14 protein-coding genes are annotated in these 15,588 nt (G+C 72.3%); 6 read left to right on the forward strand and 8 right to left on the reverse strand.

Features of this window, described 5'->3' with window-relative positions; all coding sequences use genetic code 11:
• Positions 1-48: 48 nt before the first annotated feature.
• The 5 genes from IEY88_RS13015 to IEY88_RS13035 all read right to left on the reverse strand — a co-directional run bounded on the left by IEY88_RS13015 (position 49) and on the right by IEY88_RS13035 (position 6,977).
• A complete protein-coding gene (locus IEY88_RS13015) occupies positions 49-1,290 on the reverse strand; it encodes an RNA polymerase sigma factor (protein ID WP_189154948.1) in 1,242 nt (413 codons plus the stop codon).
• Complete coding sequence (locus IEY88_RS13020) at positions 1,287-1,682, reverse strand: YciI family protein (protein WP_229693329.1); 396 nt, start codon at positions 1,680-1,682, stop codon at positions 1,287-1,289. Before IEY88_RS13020 ends, IEY88_RS13015 begins: the two co-directional genes overlap by 4 nt.
• Positions 1,683-1,781: 99 nt before the next feature.
• Positions 1,782-3,974, reverse strand: coding sequence for a heavy metal translocating P-type ATPase (locus IEY88_RS13025; RefSeq protein WP_189154949.1), 2,193 nt, complete (start codon positions 3,972-3,974; stop codon positions 1,782-1,784).
• Positions 3,975-3,981: 7 nt separating this feature from the next.
• Positions 3,982-5,865 carry a bifunctional copper resistance protein CopD/cytochrome c oxidase assembly protein gene (locus IEY88_RS13030; protein WP_229693330.1) on the reverse strand — a complete coding sequence of 628 codons (1,884 nt, stop codon included), beginning with the start codon at positions 5,863-5,865 and terminating at the stop codon, positions 3,982-3,984.
• A 257-nt stretch (positions 5,866-6,122) separates the two neighbouring features.
• The gene (locus tag IEY88_RS13035; RefSeq protein WP_189154951.1) at positions 6,123-6,977 is read right to left on the reverse strand and encodes a zf-HC2 domain-containing protein; all 855 of its coding nucleotides are present in this window, start codon (positions 6,975-6,977) and stop codon (positions 6,123-6,125) included.
• Here IEY88_RS13035 and IEY88_RS13040 point away from each other — a divergent pair.
• The 3 genes from IEY88_RS13040 (at position 6,922) to IEY88_RS45070 (ending at position 8,288) form a co-directional block, all read left to right on the forward strand.
• Complete coding sequence (locus IEY88_RS13040) at positions 6,922-7,497, forward strand: sigma-70 family RNA polymerase sigma factor (RefSeq protein ID WP_189154952.1); 576 nt, start codon at positions 6,922-6,924, stop codon at positions 7,495-7,497. The two genes, IEY88_RS13035 and IEY88_RS13040, sit on opposite strands and share 56 nt — an antisense overlap.
• Before the next feature lie 70 nt (positions 7,498-7,567).
• Positions 7,568-8,116: a sigma-70 family RNA polymerase sigma factor gene (locus IEY88_RS13045; protein ID WP_189155409.1), complete on the forward strand. Its 549-nt coding sequence runs from the start codon at positions 7,568-7,570 to the stop codon at positions 8,114-8,116.
• A 37-nt stretch (positions 8,117-8,153) separates the two neighbouring features.
• Positions 8,154-8,288, forward strand: a complete 135-nt coding sequence (locus tag IEY88_RS45070) for a hypothetical protein (RefSeq protein ID WP_268241231.1) — start codon at positions 8,154-8,156, stop codon at positions 8,286-8,288.
• A gap of 86 nt (positions 8,289-8,374) precedes the next feature.
• On the opposite strand, the gene IEY88_RS13050 is transcribed toward IEY88_RS45070, so the two are convergent.
• Positions 8,375-9,814: a PepSY-associated TM helix domain-containing protein gene (locus tag IEY88_RS13050; RefSeq protein ID WP_189154953.1), complete on the reverse strand. Its 1,440-nt coding sequence runs from the start codon at positions 9,812-9,814 to the stop codon at positions 8,375-8,377.
• A 200-nt stretch (positions 9,815-10,014) separates the two neighbouring features.
• Here IEY88_RS13050 and IEY88_RS13055 point away from each other — a divergent pair, with 200 nt between their 5' ends.
• The gene (locus IEY88_RS13055; protein WP_189154954.1) at positions 10,015-13,032 is read left to right on the forward strand and encodes an AfsR/SARP family transcriptional regulator; all 3,018 of its coding nucleotides are present in this window, start codon (positions 10,015-10,017) and stop codon (positions 13,030-13,032) included.
• 24 nt (positions 13,033-13,056) lie between these two features.
• Here the strand turns inward: IEY88_RS13055 and IEY88_RS13060 are convergent, their stop codons facing one another.
• Complete coding sequence (locus IEY88_RS13060) at positions 13,057-13,506, reverse strand: hypothetical protein (protein WP_189154955.1); 450 nt, start codon at positions 13,504-13,506, stop codon at positions 13,057-13,059.
• 140 nt (positions 13,507-13,646) lie between these two features.
• Between IEY88_RS13060 and IEY88_RS13065 the strand changes: the two genes are divergently transcribed.
• Positions 13,647-14,042 (forward strand): MerR family transcriptional regulator, encoded by a 396-nt coding sequence (locus IEY88_RS13065; protein ID WP_308425974.1) that lies wholly within the window; start codon positions 13,647-13,649, stop codon positions 14,040-14,042.
• 7 nt (positions 14,043-14,049) lie between these two features.
• On the opposite strand, the gene IEY88_RS13070 is transcribed toward IEY88_RS13065, so the two are convergent.
• Entirely contained in the window at positions 14,050-14,976 is a 927-nt protein-coding gene (locus tag IEY88_RS13070) for an NADP-dependent oxidoreductase (RefSeq protein ID WP_189154956.1), read from the reverse strand.
• Between the two features lie 153 nt (positions 14,977-15,129).
• Between IEY88_RS13070 and IEY88_RS13075 the strand changes: the two genes are divergently transcribed.
• A complete protein-coding gene (locus tag IEY88_RS13075; RefSeq protein ID WP_189154957.1) occupies positions 15,130-15,588 on the forward strand; it encodes a TetR/AcrR family transcriptional regulator in 459 nt (152 codons plus the stop codon).

The following is a 15,588-nucleotide window of genomic DNA, read 5'->3' on the forward strand; positions in this document are numbered from 1 at the left end:
CAGGTGCTCCAGCCCGGACGGTGACGTCGAACGCGTCCTGGCCGGCCGTCACCTCGGGTCGAGGCGGCGGATCCGGCCGTTGAGGTAGCGCTGCTCGGGCTGGCTCGCCGTGAGCCCGGCCGCCTGCCGGTAGCTCTCGAGCGCGCCCGGCAGGTCGCCGCTCATCTCCAGCAGGTGCGCCCGCACGGCGTGAGTGCGGTGGTGACGCCGCATCGCAGGGTCGTCGAGCAACGGGCCGATGAGGGCCAGGCCGTGCTCGGGACCGAACGCCATCCCGAGCGCGACCGCCTGGTTCAGCGTCACGACGGGGCTCGGCGCCACCCGCGCGAGCATGGCGTAGAGCAGGGTGATCTGCCGCCAGTCGGTTTCCTCCCCGCTCCCGGCCTCCGCGTGGACGGCGGCGATCGCGGCCTGCAGCTGGAACCTGCCGACGTGCCCTCGTGGCAGCACCCTTTCGAGGATGCGCACGCCTTCCGCGATCCGCCGGTGGTCCCACCGGGACCGGTCCTGCTCGGCCAGCGGCACGAGGTCGCCGTTCTCGGTCCGGGCGGCCGCGCGGGCGTGCGTCAGCAGCATCAACGCCAGTGCGCCGGCGACCTCGTCGTGGTCGGGGACGACCGCGTGCAGCTGCCGGGTGAGCCGGATGGCCTCCTCCGCCAGCGGGGAGTCGACCAGCGCGTCGCCGGTGGATCGGGTGTGTCCCTCGGTGAACATGAGGTGGCAGACGTCGAGCACGGCGGCGATGCGCGCGGGCAGGTCGGCCGGGGCCGGGAGCCCGAACACCGCACCCGCCGTCCGCAACGTGGACCGCGCCCTGGTGAGGCGTTGCGTCATCGTGCGCTCCGGCACCAGGTACGCGGCGGCGATCTGCGCGGTGCTCAGTCCGCCGACGGCGTGCAACGTCAGCGCGACCTGCGAGGACCGGCTCAGACTCGGGTGACAGCACAGCAACGACAGCCGCAGCGTGTCGTCGCCTTCGTCACGAGGTGCCTGGTCGGCGGCCGGGGAGAGGAGGGCGTCGACGGGAAGTGCGGCGCTGAGCGCGTTCTCCCGCCCCGTCCGCGCGCCGTCGGCCCGCACCCGGTCGATCAGCCGCCGGGACGCGACCCGGATGAGCCAGCCCCGGGGGTTCTCGGGCACGCCGTCGTGATCCCACTGCCGCGCCGCCGCCTCGGCCGCCTCCTGCGCCGCGTCCTCGCAGTCGCCCAGGTCGCCGTACCGGTGCAGCAGGGCGGCGAGGACGTGCGGGGACTCGCGCCGCCACACGTCCTCCACCACCCGTGCGCTCACTGGTCGGAACCGCCCGGCCACATCGCGGGCCGCAGCTCGACGGTCTCGCCCGGCCCCGCGAACCGTGCCGCGATCTCCTCCGCGCGCGCCTGGCTCTCGACGTCGATGAGGAAGAACCCGGCCAGGTGCTCCTTGGCCTCCGAGTACGGGCCGTCGGTGACCAGCGGCTTCCCGTCGCTCCAGCGGTAGAGCCGCGACGACTCGGGCGCTCCGAGCGCCTCGCCCCCGAGCAGCTCGCCCTTCTCCCGCAGCTCCCCGAGCATCGTCTCGAAGTCGGCGTTGAGCCGCTCCAGCTGCTCCTTCGACATGACCTGGTACTCGGGCAGGTAGTCGGAGGTCGGGTGGCCCCACGGCTGCGGGTTGGAGTGGATCATGAGCACGTACTTCACCATCGGCCCCTTGGTCTTCGTCGTGGACGCGGCCGGTCGGCCACATCCTCGCGTGGGACGTCGGAGCCGGCCGTGCCGTGTCTACATCCCGTCAGAGAGAATTCAGCCGTGGGCGCGCAACCGGAGACTGTTCGCCACGACCAGCACCGAGGACAACGACATCGCGGCACCGGCGATGAGCGGGTTGAGCAGACCGAGAGCGGCCAACGGAATCGCGGCGGCGTTGTAGGCGAACGCCCACACCAGGTTGCCGCGGATCGTCGCGAGGGTCCGGTGGGACAACGTGATCGCGTCGGCGACCACGCCGAGGTCGTCGCGCACGAGCACGATGTCGGCGGCGTGCGCGGCGATCTCGCTGCCCCGTGCCATCGCCATCCCGAGGTCCGCCGCGGCGAGTGCGGGACCGTCGTTGATGCCGTCACCGACCATCGCGACCCGGTGCCCCTCGCGGCGCAGCCGTTCGATCGTCGCGACCTTGTCCGCGGGCCGCACTCCGGCGATCACGTCGGTGATCCCGATGTCGTCGGCGACCGCGCGGGCGGCCTGCTCGTGGTCGCCGGTGAGCAGCACGGTGCGCAGGCCGAGCGCGTGCAGGCGTTCGACGGCGGAACGAGCGGAGGGCCGGACCGCGTCCTGCAGGGTGATTCCGCCGATCACCACGCCGTCGCGGGCGACGAACACCCCTGTCGCGGACCCGAGTGCCGCTGACCAACCCTGTGCCCCGGCTGGAAGCGTGATCTCCAGCCGGGTCATCAGATCGCGGGAGCCGACGTGCACGAGCCCGTCCTCCACCTGCCCCCGTGCGCCTGCGCCGACCAGTGCCTCGAACTCCGTCACGGCGGGGCGAGCCTCCGTCGCCGCCGCGATCGCCACGCCGATCGGGTGCTCGGACGCCGCCTCGACCGCCGCCGCCCACCGCAGCACGTCGTGCTCGGTGTGCGGGGAGAATGAGGTGGTGCCGGTGACCTGCATGAGGCCGGTCGTGACCGTGCCGGTCTTGTCGAGCACCACGGTGTCGATCGCGCGACTCGCTTCCAGGGCGTCCGGCCCCTTCACCAGCACGCCGAGCTGCGCGGCCCGTGCCACGCCCACCATCAACGCGGTCGGGGTGGCCAGCCCGAGGGCGCACGGGCACGCGATGATCAGCACGGCCACCGCGGACGTGAACGCCTCGCGCGTGGTGTGCCCGGTGAGCAACCACCCGGCGAGCGTGAGCGCCGAGAGCACCAGCACGACCGGCACGAACACCGAGCACACCCGGTCGACCAGCCGTTGCACGCGGGCCTTGCGTTCCGCGGCCTGCTGGGCCAGTGCGCGCATCTGGGCGAGCTGGGTGTTGGCGCCCACCGCCGTGGCCCGCACGACCAGGCGGCCGGAACGGTTGATCGTGCCGCCGGTGACCGGGTCGCCGGGGCCGACCTCGACCGGGACCGGTTCGCCGGTCATGGAGGAGGCGTCGACCGCGGAGAAGCCGTCGGTCACCACCCCGTCGGCCGGCAGCGCCTCGCCCGGCTTCACCACGAGCAGGTCACCGGTGACGACCCGGGCGGCCGGTACCGCGGTCTCGACGCCGTCCCGCAGCACCCGCGCGTCCTTGGCCGCCATGCCCGCGAGCGCTTCGAGCAACCCGGCGGCGCTGCGCCGTGACCGGACCTCGAAGTAGCGCCCGGCGAGCAGGAACGTGGTCACGCCCGCGGCCACGTCGAGGTACACCGCGTCCGCGCCGCCGTCGGTGACGCCGAAGCCGAGCCAGTAGCCGCCACCGGACGACCCGGCGACGAGCGACCACACCGCCCAGCCGAACGAGGAGAGCACTCCCAGCGACACCAGGGTGTCCATGCTGGACGCTCCGTGCCGCAGGTTGCGCAGCGCCGCGCGGTGGAACGGCCACGCCGAGTACGCCACGACCGGCAACGCCAGCAGCACGCACAACAGCTCCCAGCCGGGGAACCGCAGCGCCGGCACGAGCGCGAGAGTGATCGACAGGTTGCCCAGCGGGATCGCCAGCACGGCGGCGACCACGAGCCTGCGGCGCAGCCCCGTCACGACGTCGGCGGCGTTCGACCCGTCCTGTCCGGCGGGAGTCGCGTCGTAGCCGGCGTTGCGCACGACCCGCACGGCGTCGTCGGCGCGCATGCCGTCGGGCAGGTGCACGATCGCGCGTTCGGTGGCGTAGTTGACCGTGGCGCGCACGCCGTCGACCTTGTTCAGCTTGCGCTCGATGCGGGTCGCGCACGCGGCGCAGGTCATGCCCGACACCGAGAGCTCGACGGACAGGTCCGTCGTGGTGGTCATGGTGAGTTCAGTTCCTTCGTCCGGAGAGTTCGGCGAGCATGGCGTTGTAGGCGGCCAGCCGGTCGTCGTGGCCGTGGTCGGCGGCACGGTCGAACCGCACGGCCTCCCGCCGGTCCGCCCGTGCCCACTGGTGCAGCAGGGCGATCACGACGACGAGCATCGGGATCTCCCCGGTGGCCCAGGCGATGCCACCGCCGAGGCGTTGGTCGGTGAGCAGGTCGGGCATCCAGGTCAGGCCGAGGGTGCGGTAGAAGTCCTCGGCGATCACGGCCTGCTTGTTCATCAGGATCACGCCGAAGAACGCGTGGAACGGCATGACCGAGAACAGAAGGCCCAGCCGTGCCAGGTGCGGCAGCGCGCGGGGCGCCCGGTCGACACCGATGACGAGCCAGAAGAACACGTACCCGCTGACCAGGAAGTGGATGTTCATGAGCTGGTGCGCCCAGTGGAACCGCATCATCTCGCCGAACAGGTCCGAGAAGTACAGGACGTAGAACGAGCCGACGAAGACGATCGCCGCGACCGCCGGATGGGCGGCGACGCGGGCCGCACGGCAGTGCACGAGCGCGGTGACCCACTGGCGCGGTCCGGGCGGCGAAGCCCGCAGTGCCAGCGTGATCGGCCCGCCGAGCACCAGCAACACCGGCGCCAGCATGTTCAACGCCATGTGCGCCACCATGTGCGTGCTGAACATGCCCGCCGCGTACCGGCCCAGGCCGGACGAGGTCATCACGAGCACCACCGCGCACCCGGCGGTCCAGGCTGCCGTCCGCCCGACCGGCCAGCCGTCTCCTCGTCGCCGCAGAGTCCGCACGCCGGCCAGGTAGACGGCCGCGGCGAGGACCGCGCCGAGACCGAGCACGAGGTCGAGCCGCCAGCCGAGGACGAGCTCCGCCGCGGAGGGGCCGTCCGGGAGTTCGTAGCCGAGCACGGTCTCCTGCGGTGAGGCCCGCGACAACGCCCACGCGGGCGGCACCAGGTGGGTGAGACCGGTCGAGGCGGCCAGCGCCAGGCCCAGTCCGGCCAGTTCGACGCCGAGCGGCCGACGGGTGCCCCACCGCGCCCGCAGGAGCGGGACGACCGCGACCACGGCCAGCTTGATGAGCAGCAGCACCACGTATCCGCCGGTCAGCGCCGCCGGTCCGACCAGTACCGCAGCCACCACACCGCCGCTGAGCACGAGCACGACCGCACAGGCCGTCGTGAGCCGGTGGTAGCGCCTGATGACCTCGTCCGGGGACGTGTCGCCGGGGGAGTGGCGCAGGTAGCCGCGCAACGCGACGAGCGCGCCGACCCACACGGCGGCGGCCGGAACGTGCCACACCACGGCGTTGGTCGCCACGTCGTGCCAGGCCCCGTTGGCGACGTGCCCGGCGATGACCGGGGCCAGTACACCGACCAACGCCGGTACGAGCCACAGCACGGACGTGACCCAGGTCAGCGTCATCCGCGTGCCGGCCGCGACGAGCCCCGCCGCCACGGTCGTGATCAGCCAGGCCTTCGGTTCCTCCGTGGCCGCCACGAGGCTCGGCAGGTGGCTCAGCGCGACGCTCACGGGCTGCCCGGTGGCGTCGGAGACCGACAGCACCACGGCGAACGCCGCCGCGGCGACCCACACGGCCGCCGCGGTCGCCGCGATGCGGACGGCGGCGTAGGCGTGCGCGGTCAGCTTCGTGCGACGGGCCGGCACCACGAAGACACCGAACACCAGCGCGCCCAGCGTGACCGTGGCGGCGGCGTTGGCGAGCGTGCGCACCAGCCCGAACGCCAGCGAGGTGAGTCTGCCCGGATCACTGTCGCCCAGCGCGGCGTGCACGTCGCCTGCCCAGAACACGACAACGGCAACGCACACAACGGAAACGACCGACGCGACAACAGCGGCCCTGCTCACCCTCACACAGAGAGCAGTCGTGCAATCGGGTCCCGTGGTTCCCGGCGAACCCGGCCTGATCCGCTCGTGTGACGGACGCGACTGTGTCCGAAGTGGACCGGAGAGCTGCTCGCGGGCAGCGGAGTGGGAGGCGACGAGTCCCCCGACGCGCCACCTCCCACCCTCCCAAGCCGCCGGCACAGGAGCTACACCGGCACTGAAGTAGTCGATCACAAGGGCGCGCCGGTTCCCGAACGTCCACTTGCCACTGACGGGAGTCAGGCGGCGCGCCGCCTGCTGACCGGACGCAGCCGCGCGCGACGCTGGGCCTGAGGCAGTTCGGCGCGTTCCGGTGTGGCCGGGGCGTCGCCCGCAGTGTCGTCGGAGTCGCCGCGTGCGAGCGGTGTGCGGCCGCTGGGGCCGCTGTCGGCGAAGTGCACGAGCGCCAGCAGACCCAGGCCGACGACGAGGAGCGCGTGGCTGAACACGCGGCCCGCGGTCGCGGTGCCGCTGAGCAGGTCGCTGGCGGAGTAGGGGATGAGCACGGCCACGAACGCGCCGACGACGGGCAGCATCCCGGACGTGGCCGCCGGGCGGAGCGCGGTCCAGAGCAGACCGAGTCCGACGGCGAGGTTCCAGGCCGTGCTCTCGTTGAACAGGTGGGCGCTGTCGACGCCGGTCGTGTGGCTGCCGTGCGCCGACGCGCCTCTGGTGCCGACGACCTGGGCCATGCCCAGGGTGAGCTGCGCGACCGCCAAGCCACCGAGGAGGGCCCTGGGTGTCCAGCCCCGCGGTGCGGACGGGGGTGCGGCGGCGAGGATCGCGGCGGTCAGGTCGGGAACCGGGGTGGCCGGTCTGACGCGCAGGGTGCGGGTGAGCGACGCCGCGTTGTCGTGCCAGGCCCGGCACGACGTGCAGGTTTCCCGGTGCGCGTCGACCTCGCCGGCGGGTGCGCCTCCGGGTTCGCCGTCGAGTCGCGCGGACAGAGCCTCGCGGCAGGTGCAGCAGTCCACACAGGGGTTGTCGGCCCAGAGGTGTCGATAGTTCCCGGCGAACTCCGGGTTGCGCTCCCCGACCGTGTCGACCTCGAGGCGTGACGACGACGCGGTGGCGGCGAGCGCGCTGGCCGCCACCGCCGGTGATCGTGACGCGGTGGAGCGGTTCGTCCGCGCGACGCAGCGCGACGTCTGGCGCCTGGGCGCGCACCTCGCCGACGTCGGTGTCGCGGACGACCTGACGCAGGACGTCTACCTCCGTGCGTTGCGCAGCTTGCCCGGTTTCGAGGGCAGGTCCTCGGCGCGAACGTGGCTGCTGTCCATCGCGCGCCGCACCGTGGTCGACCACATCCGGGCGGCGGTCGTGCGGCCGTCGATCGCGTGGTCCGCCGACCACCAGCTGGCCTCGGAGACCGGCCAGGCCACCGAGCACGCGCGGTCCGCCGGGTTCGAGGACGTCGTCGAGCTCAACGTCCTGCTCGCAGGCCTCGCCCCCGAACGCCGGGAGGCCCTGCTGCTCACCCAGGTGCTGGGACTGTCCTACGCCGAGGCGGCGGAGGTCTGCGGCTGCCCGGTCGGCACCATGCGGTCCAGGGTGGCGCGAGCGCGAGAAGACCTGACCAACGGCCGTGACCACGAGGACGTCGACGTCGTCTGAGGCACCGGATGCTCGGCGGTGACGTGGGCTGAACCCGTTCGGTGCCGCGTCCGTAATCCCTCTTGTGAGGATGCTGCGCTGCGACGACGCGGACATCACCGCTCTGGCGCTGCGTGCCGGAGCGGGGGAGCGCACCGCCGCGGAGGACTTCGTGCGCGCCACCCAGGCCGACGTGTGGCGGTTCGTCGCGCACCTGGCCGCCGACGTGCGCCTTGCCGACGACCTCACGCAGGAGACCTACCTGCGGGCCCTGGCGTCGTTGTCGCGCTTCGAAGCACGGTCTCCCGCCCGCACGTGGCTGCTCACCATCGCTCGCCGGGTGGTCGCCGACCACATCCGGTCGGTGCGGATCAGGCCTCGGCTGCACCGCAGCGCGGAGGTGCCGGAGCAGGTGGAGCCCGGCTTCGCGGACCGCGTCGTGCTCGACGACGTGATCGGCACGCTCGACCCGGAACGGCGGACGGCGTTCGTGCTCACCCAGCAGCTCGGTCTGTCCTATGTGGATGCCGCCGAGGTGTGCGGGTGTCCTGTCGGCACGATCCGGTCCCGCCTGGCCAGGGCACGTGAGGACCTGGTCGCCCTGCTGGCCGACGACCGCTCCGGACGGCGGATCTCCTGACGGAGCGGGATCTCCTCACGTCGTCACCACTGAAGTGGTGGGCGCACAGAGAACACTGGTCGTGCTGGACCGGGGAACCGCGTCGGACCGCCGGATCGTCCAGAACGCGCTGGACCGCGTGCGCATGCGGTGGGCCGGTGACCGCGTCTTCGTCACGTCCCGCATCCGCTGACCGGCAGGCCGCACTTCGTGACGGCGTCCCGCGTGGCGGAGGTGATCGGACACCCCCGACACGCCGAGACGCGCGACCTCTGAACTTCAGTTCTCCGCGGCCGCCGGTGTGCGTTCCTGCTTGCGGGACCGCACGATGCCGATGATCCCGTCCAGGACCAGGAACGCCACGAGGCTGATGCCGAGCAACGGCATGGCGATGCCGACCGCGATCAGCACGAGCGGCGCGGGGATGACGAACCACAGCGGCAGCTGCTGCCACCCTCCGCGCTTCGGCGCCGTGCCGAACGACGCCTTGCGGTCGGCCCGGGTGGGGCGGCGCTGCCACCACATCCGGTAACCGAAGAAGATCAGCGTCAGGATCGTCGCGGCCAGCAGGAGGAGCGCGATCTGGTTCGCCAGGCCGAACAACAGGCCCATGTGCGCCAGGATGCCCAAAGTGGACAGTTTGGCGAGGAACGGCCGGTCGTCGAAGTTCGCGCGGGCCGTCACGGTGCCGGTGGCGGGGTCGACGGCGGCCTTGTCCTGGCGGACCGGCCAGAGCTGGTCGGTCTGCCCCACCGACCAGGCGGACCCCGGTGTGGCGGCGGGGGAGAGCTCGACGGGTCCGTCGAGGCCCGCTCCACGTCCGGCGGCGAGCACCTTGTCGAAGGTCTCGGCGTCGACGGGCTCACCGGTGCCGGCGGTGCCGCCGTGGTCGGAGTGCCCGCCTGGCGTGGTCGCGGCAGGCGTGGAACCGGGCAGCGCGGTGTCCAGGGCGGGCGCTTTGGCGTTGAGGGCGGTCAGCACGGCGCTGAAGTTCTCGCCGGCGTAGTTCGACCAGGTCAGGCCGGTCGCGGAGAGGAACAGCGCGCCGACCAGCGCCCAGACGCCGAGGCTCGCGTGCCAGGAGCGGCTCCTGCGCACGCCCTTGGCGCCCTTCTCCGGCACGAGCAGCGCACGGACCCGGCGCTTGGCGGTGCGGCGGCGGGCCAGCCAGAGCACGAGACCGACCAGCGACAGCACCCACAGCCAGCTCGCCGCGAGCTCCGAGTAGAGGTTGCCGACCGCGCCGAGCTGGAGGTCGCGGTGAAACTGGTCGAGCCACGTGACGGCCGGGGTCGAGCCCGCCCATGTGGTCAGCTCGCCCTTCACCTCGGCGGTGTACGGGTTCACGTAGACGGTCTTGCTGTACTCCTCCGCCAGCCCGGGAGCCGCGAACACGACACGGGTCGTGGCCTCGGGGTCGTCGAAGAGCTGCACGGCCGTCACGGTGCCCTCGGGCAGCGCCGCCTGGGCAGCCGCCACCTGCTCGGAGACGGGACGCGCGGTGCCCGCGGGTTCGACCCACAGCTTGTCGCCGTAGAGGACGTCGTCGATCTGGGGCGCGAACGCGTAGAGCATGCCGGTCACGGCCGCCACGACCAGGAACGGTCCGATGAGGACGCCTGCGTAGAAGTGCAGCCTGCGCAGCAGCGGTACGACCGAGATCTGGCTGGTGCGGGGTGTCTCGTCTGTTCGTTCGAGCTCGAGCGGGGGAGCGGACATCGGGGACACCTCTGTGGTGGGGACGGAATGCGGGGGCTGGAGCAGTAGTCGTCCGCGAAGCCCGTTCAGTTCCCGCGTGTTCCGACCATGACTCAGCGCGGTCGGACGATCACGAATCTCGCCCCGCGGTGTTGGTCTGGTCGGGCGAACGGCGCGGCAACCCGGCCCGCCGCGCCTCACCGGCGTGCTATCCCAGTCGGGTGGGGGAAGTCGGGTTCCGGCTGCTCGGACCTGTGGGGGCCTGGAGTGGGGAACAGGCCGTCCAGCTCGGGCACGGCCGAAGACGGTGTGTGCTGGCCGCGTTGCTGGTCGACGCGAACCAGGTGGTGTCGGCGGAGCAACTGCTCGAACGGGCGTGGGGAGACGGCGTGCCGCGGCAGGGGCGCGACACGTTGTACACGTACCTTTCCCGGTTGCGGCAGGTGTTTCGCGGCCTGGACGTGGCGATCACGCGCCGGTCCGGTGGCTACGTGCTCGCGGTGGACCCGCAGGCCGTGGACCTGCACCGGTTCCACGGCCTGCTGGCACAGGGGCGGGCTGAGAGCGGTCTCGCGGAACGCCTCGCGCTGTTCGACGAGGCGGTGGCGCTGTGGCGCGGCGAGGCGTTCGCCGGGGTGAGCACGCCGTGGCTCGACGACGTGCGCGAGAACCTCGCGAAGGAACGGTTCGGCGTCGAGCTGGACCGGGTCGACCTGCGGCTGGCCACGGGCCGCCACGGTGAGCTGGTGACCGAGCTGGCCGCGGCGGTGCGGGAGCACCCCTTGGACGAGCGGCTGACCAGGCAGTTCATGCTGGCGCTGTACCGGTCGGGGCGGCAGGCGGACGCGCTCGCGGCCTACCAGGGGCTGCGCGACCGGCTGGCCGACGCGCTCGGTGTCGACCCGTTGCCCGAGGTGCAACGACTGCACACCGCGTTGCTGCGGCAGACGCGCGAGGTGGCGCCGCCGGTGGAGGTCCCGCCACCGGTGCAGGTGCCAGGCGTTGTCCCGCACTTCGTCGGCCGCGCGGAGGCGTTGCGGGAACTCGGCCGTCCGGTGTCGGTGATCGTGGGCACCGCGGGCGTGGGGAAGTCCGCGCTCGCGGCGCAGTGGGCGTACCTGCACCGCCGCGACTTCCCGGACGGACAGCTGTACGTGGACCTGCGCGGCTGCGACGCCGCCGAGCCGTTGTCCGCATCCGAGGCGCTGAAAGGGTTTCTGCGCGCGCTGGGGGTGGAGCGGATCCCGCCGGGGGAGGACGAGCGGGCCGCGCTGTACCGCTCGACGCTGGCCGGGTCGCGGATGGTGGTGGTGCTGGACAACGCGCGGTCGGCCGAGCAGGTGCGGCCGTTGCTGCCGGACCGGCACGGCGGTGTCGTGCTGGTGACGAGCCAGGACGATCTGGCCGGGCTGGTGGTCCGCACCGGAGCGCATCGGATCACGTTGGGACGCTTCACCGAACCGGAGGCGTTGGAGCTGCTGCGGCAGGTGCTCGGCGCGGACCGGGTCGACGCGGAGTTCCCGGCGGCGGTCGAGCTGGCCCGGCGGTGCGCGGGACTGCCGCTCGCGTTGCGCGTCGTCGCGCGGCGGTCGTCCGGGCCAGCGGATCTGTTGGCGGGGCTGAACGATCTGGGTGACCTTGCCGCGTTGGACGTGCCCGGTGACCCGGCCTCGTCGGTGCGGACCGTGTTCTCGTGGTCCTACCGGGCGTTGCCGCTGCCTGCCGCGCGGCTGTTCCGCCTGCTGGGGTGGCATCCCGGAGCCGAGCACAGCGCCGCGGCCGCCGCCGCGCTGGCCGGAGCGGACCTGCCCGCCGCGCGGCGGTTGCTGGACGTGCTCAGAGCCGCGCACCTGATCGAGCAGACCGCGCCGGACCGGTTCGTGATGCACGACCTGCTGCGGCTGTACGCACGGCAGCTCGGCGCGGATCCACAGGCGTTGGGGCGCTTGGCCGATTGGTACCTGCAGACCGCCTGCGCCGCCGCCGAGCTGGTGAACCCGGCGATGCTGCGCCTGCCACGGCCCGAGGTGCGCACGGCGCTCACCGATCGCGCCGAGGCACTGCGGTGGCTGGAGACCGAGCGCCACAACCTGGTCGCGCTCGTCCGCACCGCCGGTGGCCCGGTGGCGTGGCGGCTGGCGGACGCGCTCCGGGGCTACTTCTGGTTGCGCAAGCACCACGACGACTGGCTCGACACCGCGTACGAGGGACTACGGGCGTCCGTTGTGGACGGTGACCTTCGCGCGCAGGCCGCGATGCATCACGGCATCGCCACCGCGCGGCTCAGCCTGAGCCACCACCTGCTCGCGGAGAAGCACTTCGAACTCGCCAGGACGCTCAGCGAACAGGTCGGCTGGGACGAGGCGCAGGCGGCCGCGCTGGGCAACCTCGGCGTCGTCCACCGCCACCGCGGCCGGCTGCGCGCCGCCGCCGGGTGCCACGCGCGGGCGCTGGCCGTGGCCAGGTCGGTCGGCGAGGAGGTCGGGGAGGCCGAGGTGCTGGGCGACCTCGGCACCGTCTTCTACGAGATGGGCCACCTCCGCCTCGCCGAACGGTACTGCCGGCGCGCACTTGCCGTTCACCGCGCGCACGCCTCACGGATCGGTGAGTTCACAGGTCTCAGCCTGCTCGGCAGGATCTGCTTCGAACTGGGCGCGATCTCCCGTTCCGTCGCGTTCTTCACCACCGCACTTCGGCTGGACCTCGGGGCGCGCGGCCTGGAGGCGACGACGCTCGCCCACCTCGCACTGGCCGAGTGCGCACAGGGCGAACACGACCGGGCCGCCGAGCACGCGGAGGAGGCCCTCGTGCTGGCCCGCGACACCGGCACTCGCGGCGCCGAGCTCGCCGCCCACAACGCGCTCGGTCTCGTCGACCGCAGGTGGAGCCGCTGTGCCCAGGCCGCCGAACGCCACCGCCACGCACTCGACCTCGCCCGTGCCGACGGTCACCGGCGCGGGGAGGTGGAGTCCCTGATCGAACTGAGCGTCGCGGTGGAGGCACTCGGCTCCCCCGACCCCGCCCCGGCCTCGCTGGCCGTCTCACTGGCGGCGGAGTCCGGCTACCGGGTGCTCCATGGCCGCGCTCTCACGGCCCTGGCTCGCGCCTGGTCCGCGTGCGGTGCCGTCGACGCGGCGGTGGCCAGGTGCAAGGAGGCCATGGGAATCCACCTCGGCACCGGCCACCGCCTCGGTCACGACGCCACCGCGACCCTGCTGGCCGAGCTCACCCGCAGCTGATCACGTGCGGCGTCGTGGCCGGCGTCAGCACGGCTGCAGGCTGCCCCGCGTCGCGCCGCTGGGGTTGAGGTCCAGCAACGAGTCGCTGACCCAGCCCTGCACACCGGTCGTGGTGTTCCGCAGGTACGTCCACGTGGTGTACGTGATGCCGTTCCTGGTGACCGAGTCACCCACGGCGTAGCAGTGGTAGTCCACGTTGTGGGTGAGCTGGCCCTGACCGTCGGACGTGCACGAGGTGTGCGGGCCGCGGCGGATGTTGACGTTGCTGCCGTCGAAGAGCCGGCCGGTCCGCGAGTCCTTGTTGGAGTGCGCGTGGCCGGTGCACGCCAGGATGCCGACACCGGACTGGTTGGTGTCCGCGGCGCCCGTGGCGATGGGCAGCGGCTTCTCGTCCGCGGCACTCGCCGTGCCTGCCAACGCGAGTGACGTCGAGGCTGCGAACAGCACGGCCGCGACTACTGAAGTGATCTTCACTTTCGTCCCCCCTCAGGGTCGAATTCGCTTGCGCCGCCCCAGTCTGCGTCGTCGACCTTGCCCAAAACCTTGCGCAAAACCTTGAGCGCTCGCCACGACGGCCCGCGGTCAAGCGCGTCCTCGCGCCGTAGGCTGGATTCGTGACCACAAGTTCCGGCGCCCACACGATGAAGATCGGCGAACTGGCACGGCTGACCGGCGTCAGCGCGCGTTCGCTGCGGTACTACGAGCAGCAGGGGCTGCTGCACAGCACGCGGTCGGCCGGCGGGCAACGTCACTACGCGGCCACCGAGGTCGCGCGGGTCGAGATCATCCGGCGGTTGCTCGACGCCGCGTTGAGCAGCAAGGTGATCGCCCGGCTGCTTCCCTGCGTCGACAGTGACGACACCGAGGTCGCGGAGGACGCTTTCGCCACCATGCTCGGGGAACGCGATCGGCTGACCGCCGACATCGGCCGGCTCGTCGAGGCGAGGTCCGTCCTCGACGAGCTGATCGACATCAACACGCGGTACCGGCAGCAGGCCGGCGCCGCCTGAGCGCGGGTCAGAGGCTCAGGTCGAGGACGAGCTTGCCGGGGGCGTGACCTGATTCGACGAGAGCCAGTGCCTCGTCGGCCCGTGCGAGCGGGTAGGTCCGCGTGATGTGCGGATCCAGGCGACCGGTGGTCATCAGCTCGGCCACGCGTTCGAGGTTCGCCCGGTCGACGCGGCGGAGCACCATCTCGCCGCCCAGTTCGGTCACGGCCGGGTCCCCGACGGAGATGACCGCGCCCTGCTTCGCCGCCAGCGTGGCGACAGTGCGCAGGGACTCTCCGCCCACGTTGTCGACCACCGCCGCGAAGCCGTCTGGTGCGAGCGCTCGGAGCCGGCGGGCCAGATCGCCTTCGGTGTAGTCGACGAAGGTCGCGCCGGTCGCCGTCACGAGGTCCCGCTTGGCCGGGCCGGCGGTGCCGGTGACGACCAGTCCCCGGTCTCGCGCGAGCTGGGCCAGTGCGCTGCCCACGCCGCCGCCGATGCCGTTGACCAGCAGCGACGCGCCGGAGGGCAGGTCGAGTTGGTCGAGCACGTCCAGCGCGGTCGTGCCGGCGACGGGGATGGTCGCCGCCCAGGTCTCCGGCAGCGCGTCCGGGATGCGCGCCGTGGACTCGCCGAGCAGCAGCGTGGTCTCCGCGTACGTGCCCGCACCGGTCAGCGCGAACCCGGTGACCCGGTCGCCGACGCTCAGCCCGGTCACCTCGTCGCCGACCGACAGCACCGTGCCGGCCGCCTCCATCCCGAGGACCTGGGGGAAGGGCAGGTGGCCGTTCAGGGCGGTGCCGTGGCCGGACCGCAGCTTGTGGTCGAGCGGGTTGACCCCGGCCGCCGCGACTCGGACGAGGACCTCCGTGGGGCCGGGCGCCGGGTCCGGCCGCTCGAAGAACTCCTGCACGTCGGCGCCGCCGAATTCCTTGTACCCCAACGCTTTGCCCATGGTGTCCTGCTCCTTCGCCGTCTGTTCGGGACAACTCGAAGCTATTCGTTGACACAGGTGTCAACTTCCACCCGATGTGACCCAGGCAACGCGGAGGATATTTAGGAACGGCCGTTCTTGACTGATCGTTCCTGAAAACGCTAGGGTCGTGACATGGGACGACGACGGTCTTTCGACGAGGACGAGGTCGTGGAGGCGGCCGCGAAGCTGTTCGCCCGCCGCACCTACGACGGTGTCTCGATCGACGACCTGGTGAAGTGGGTCGGCGTGCACCGCAACAGCCTCTACGGCGTGTTCGGCAGCAAACGCGGCTTGTACCTGGCGGCGTTGCGCCGGCACGTCGACCGGGAAGTGCGACCGCGCCTGGCTCTAGCGGCGCGGCCGGATGCCGTCCTGACGTGGGACCTGCTGCTGCTCGCCGCCGTGGATCGCGCGCCGGAGGACTCGGAGGTGGCCGGGCTGGTGTCGTCGGTCTTCGCCGAGCTGGACGCGGCCACGGGTGATCCGGGAGTCACGGAGGCGCTGCTGGGCCGGTGGCTGCGCGGACGGCCTTCCGTCGACGTCCCGACCGAGGACGACGCGCTGGAAACGGCGCCTGGTGAGGAGATCTGA

It is taken from the genome of Lentzea pudingi, assembly GCF_014646255.1.
Classification (GTDB): domain Bacteria; phylum Actinomycetota; class Actinomycetes; order Mycobacteriales; family Pseudonocardiaceae; genus Lentzea; species Lentzea pudingi.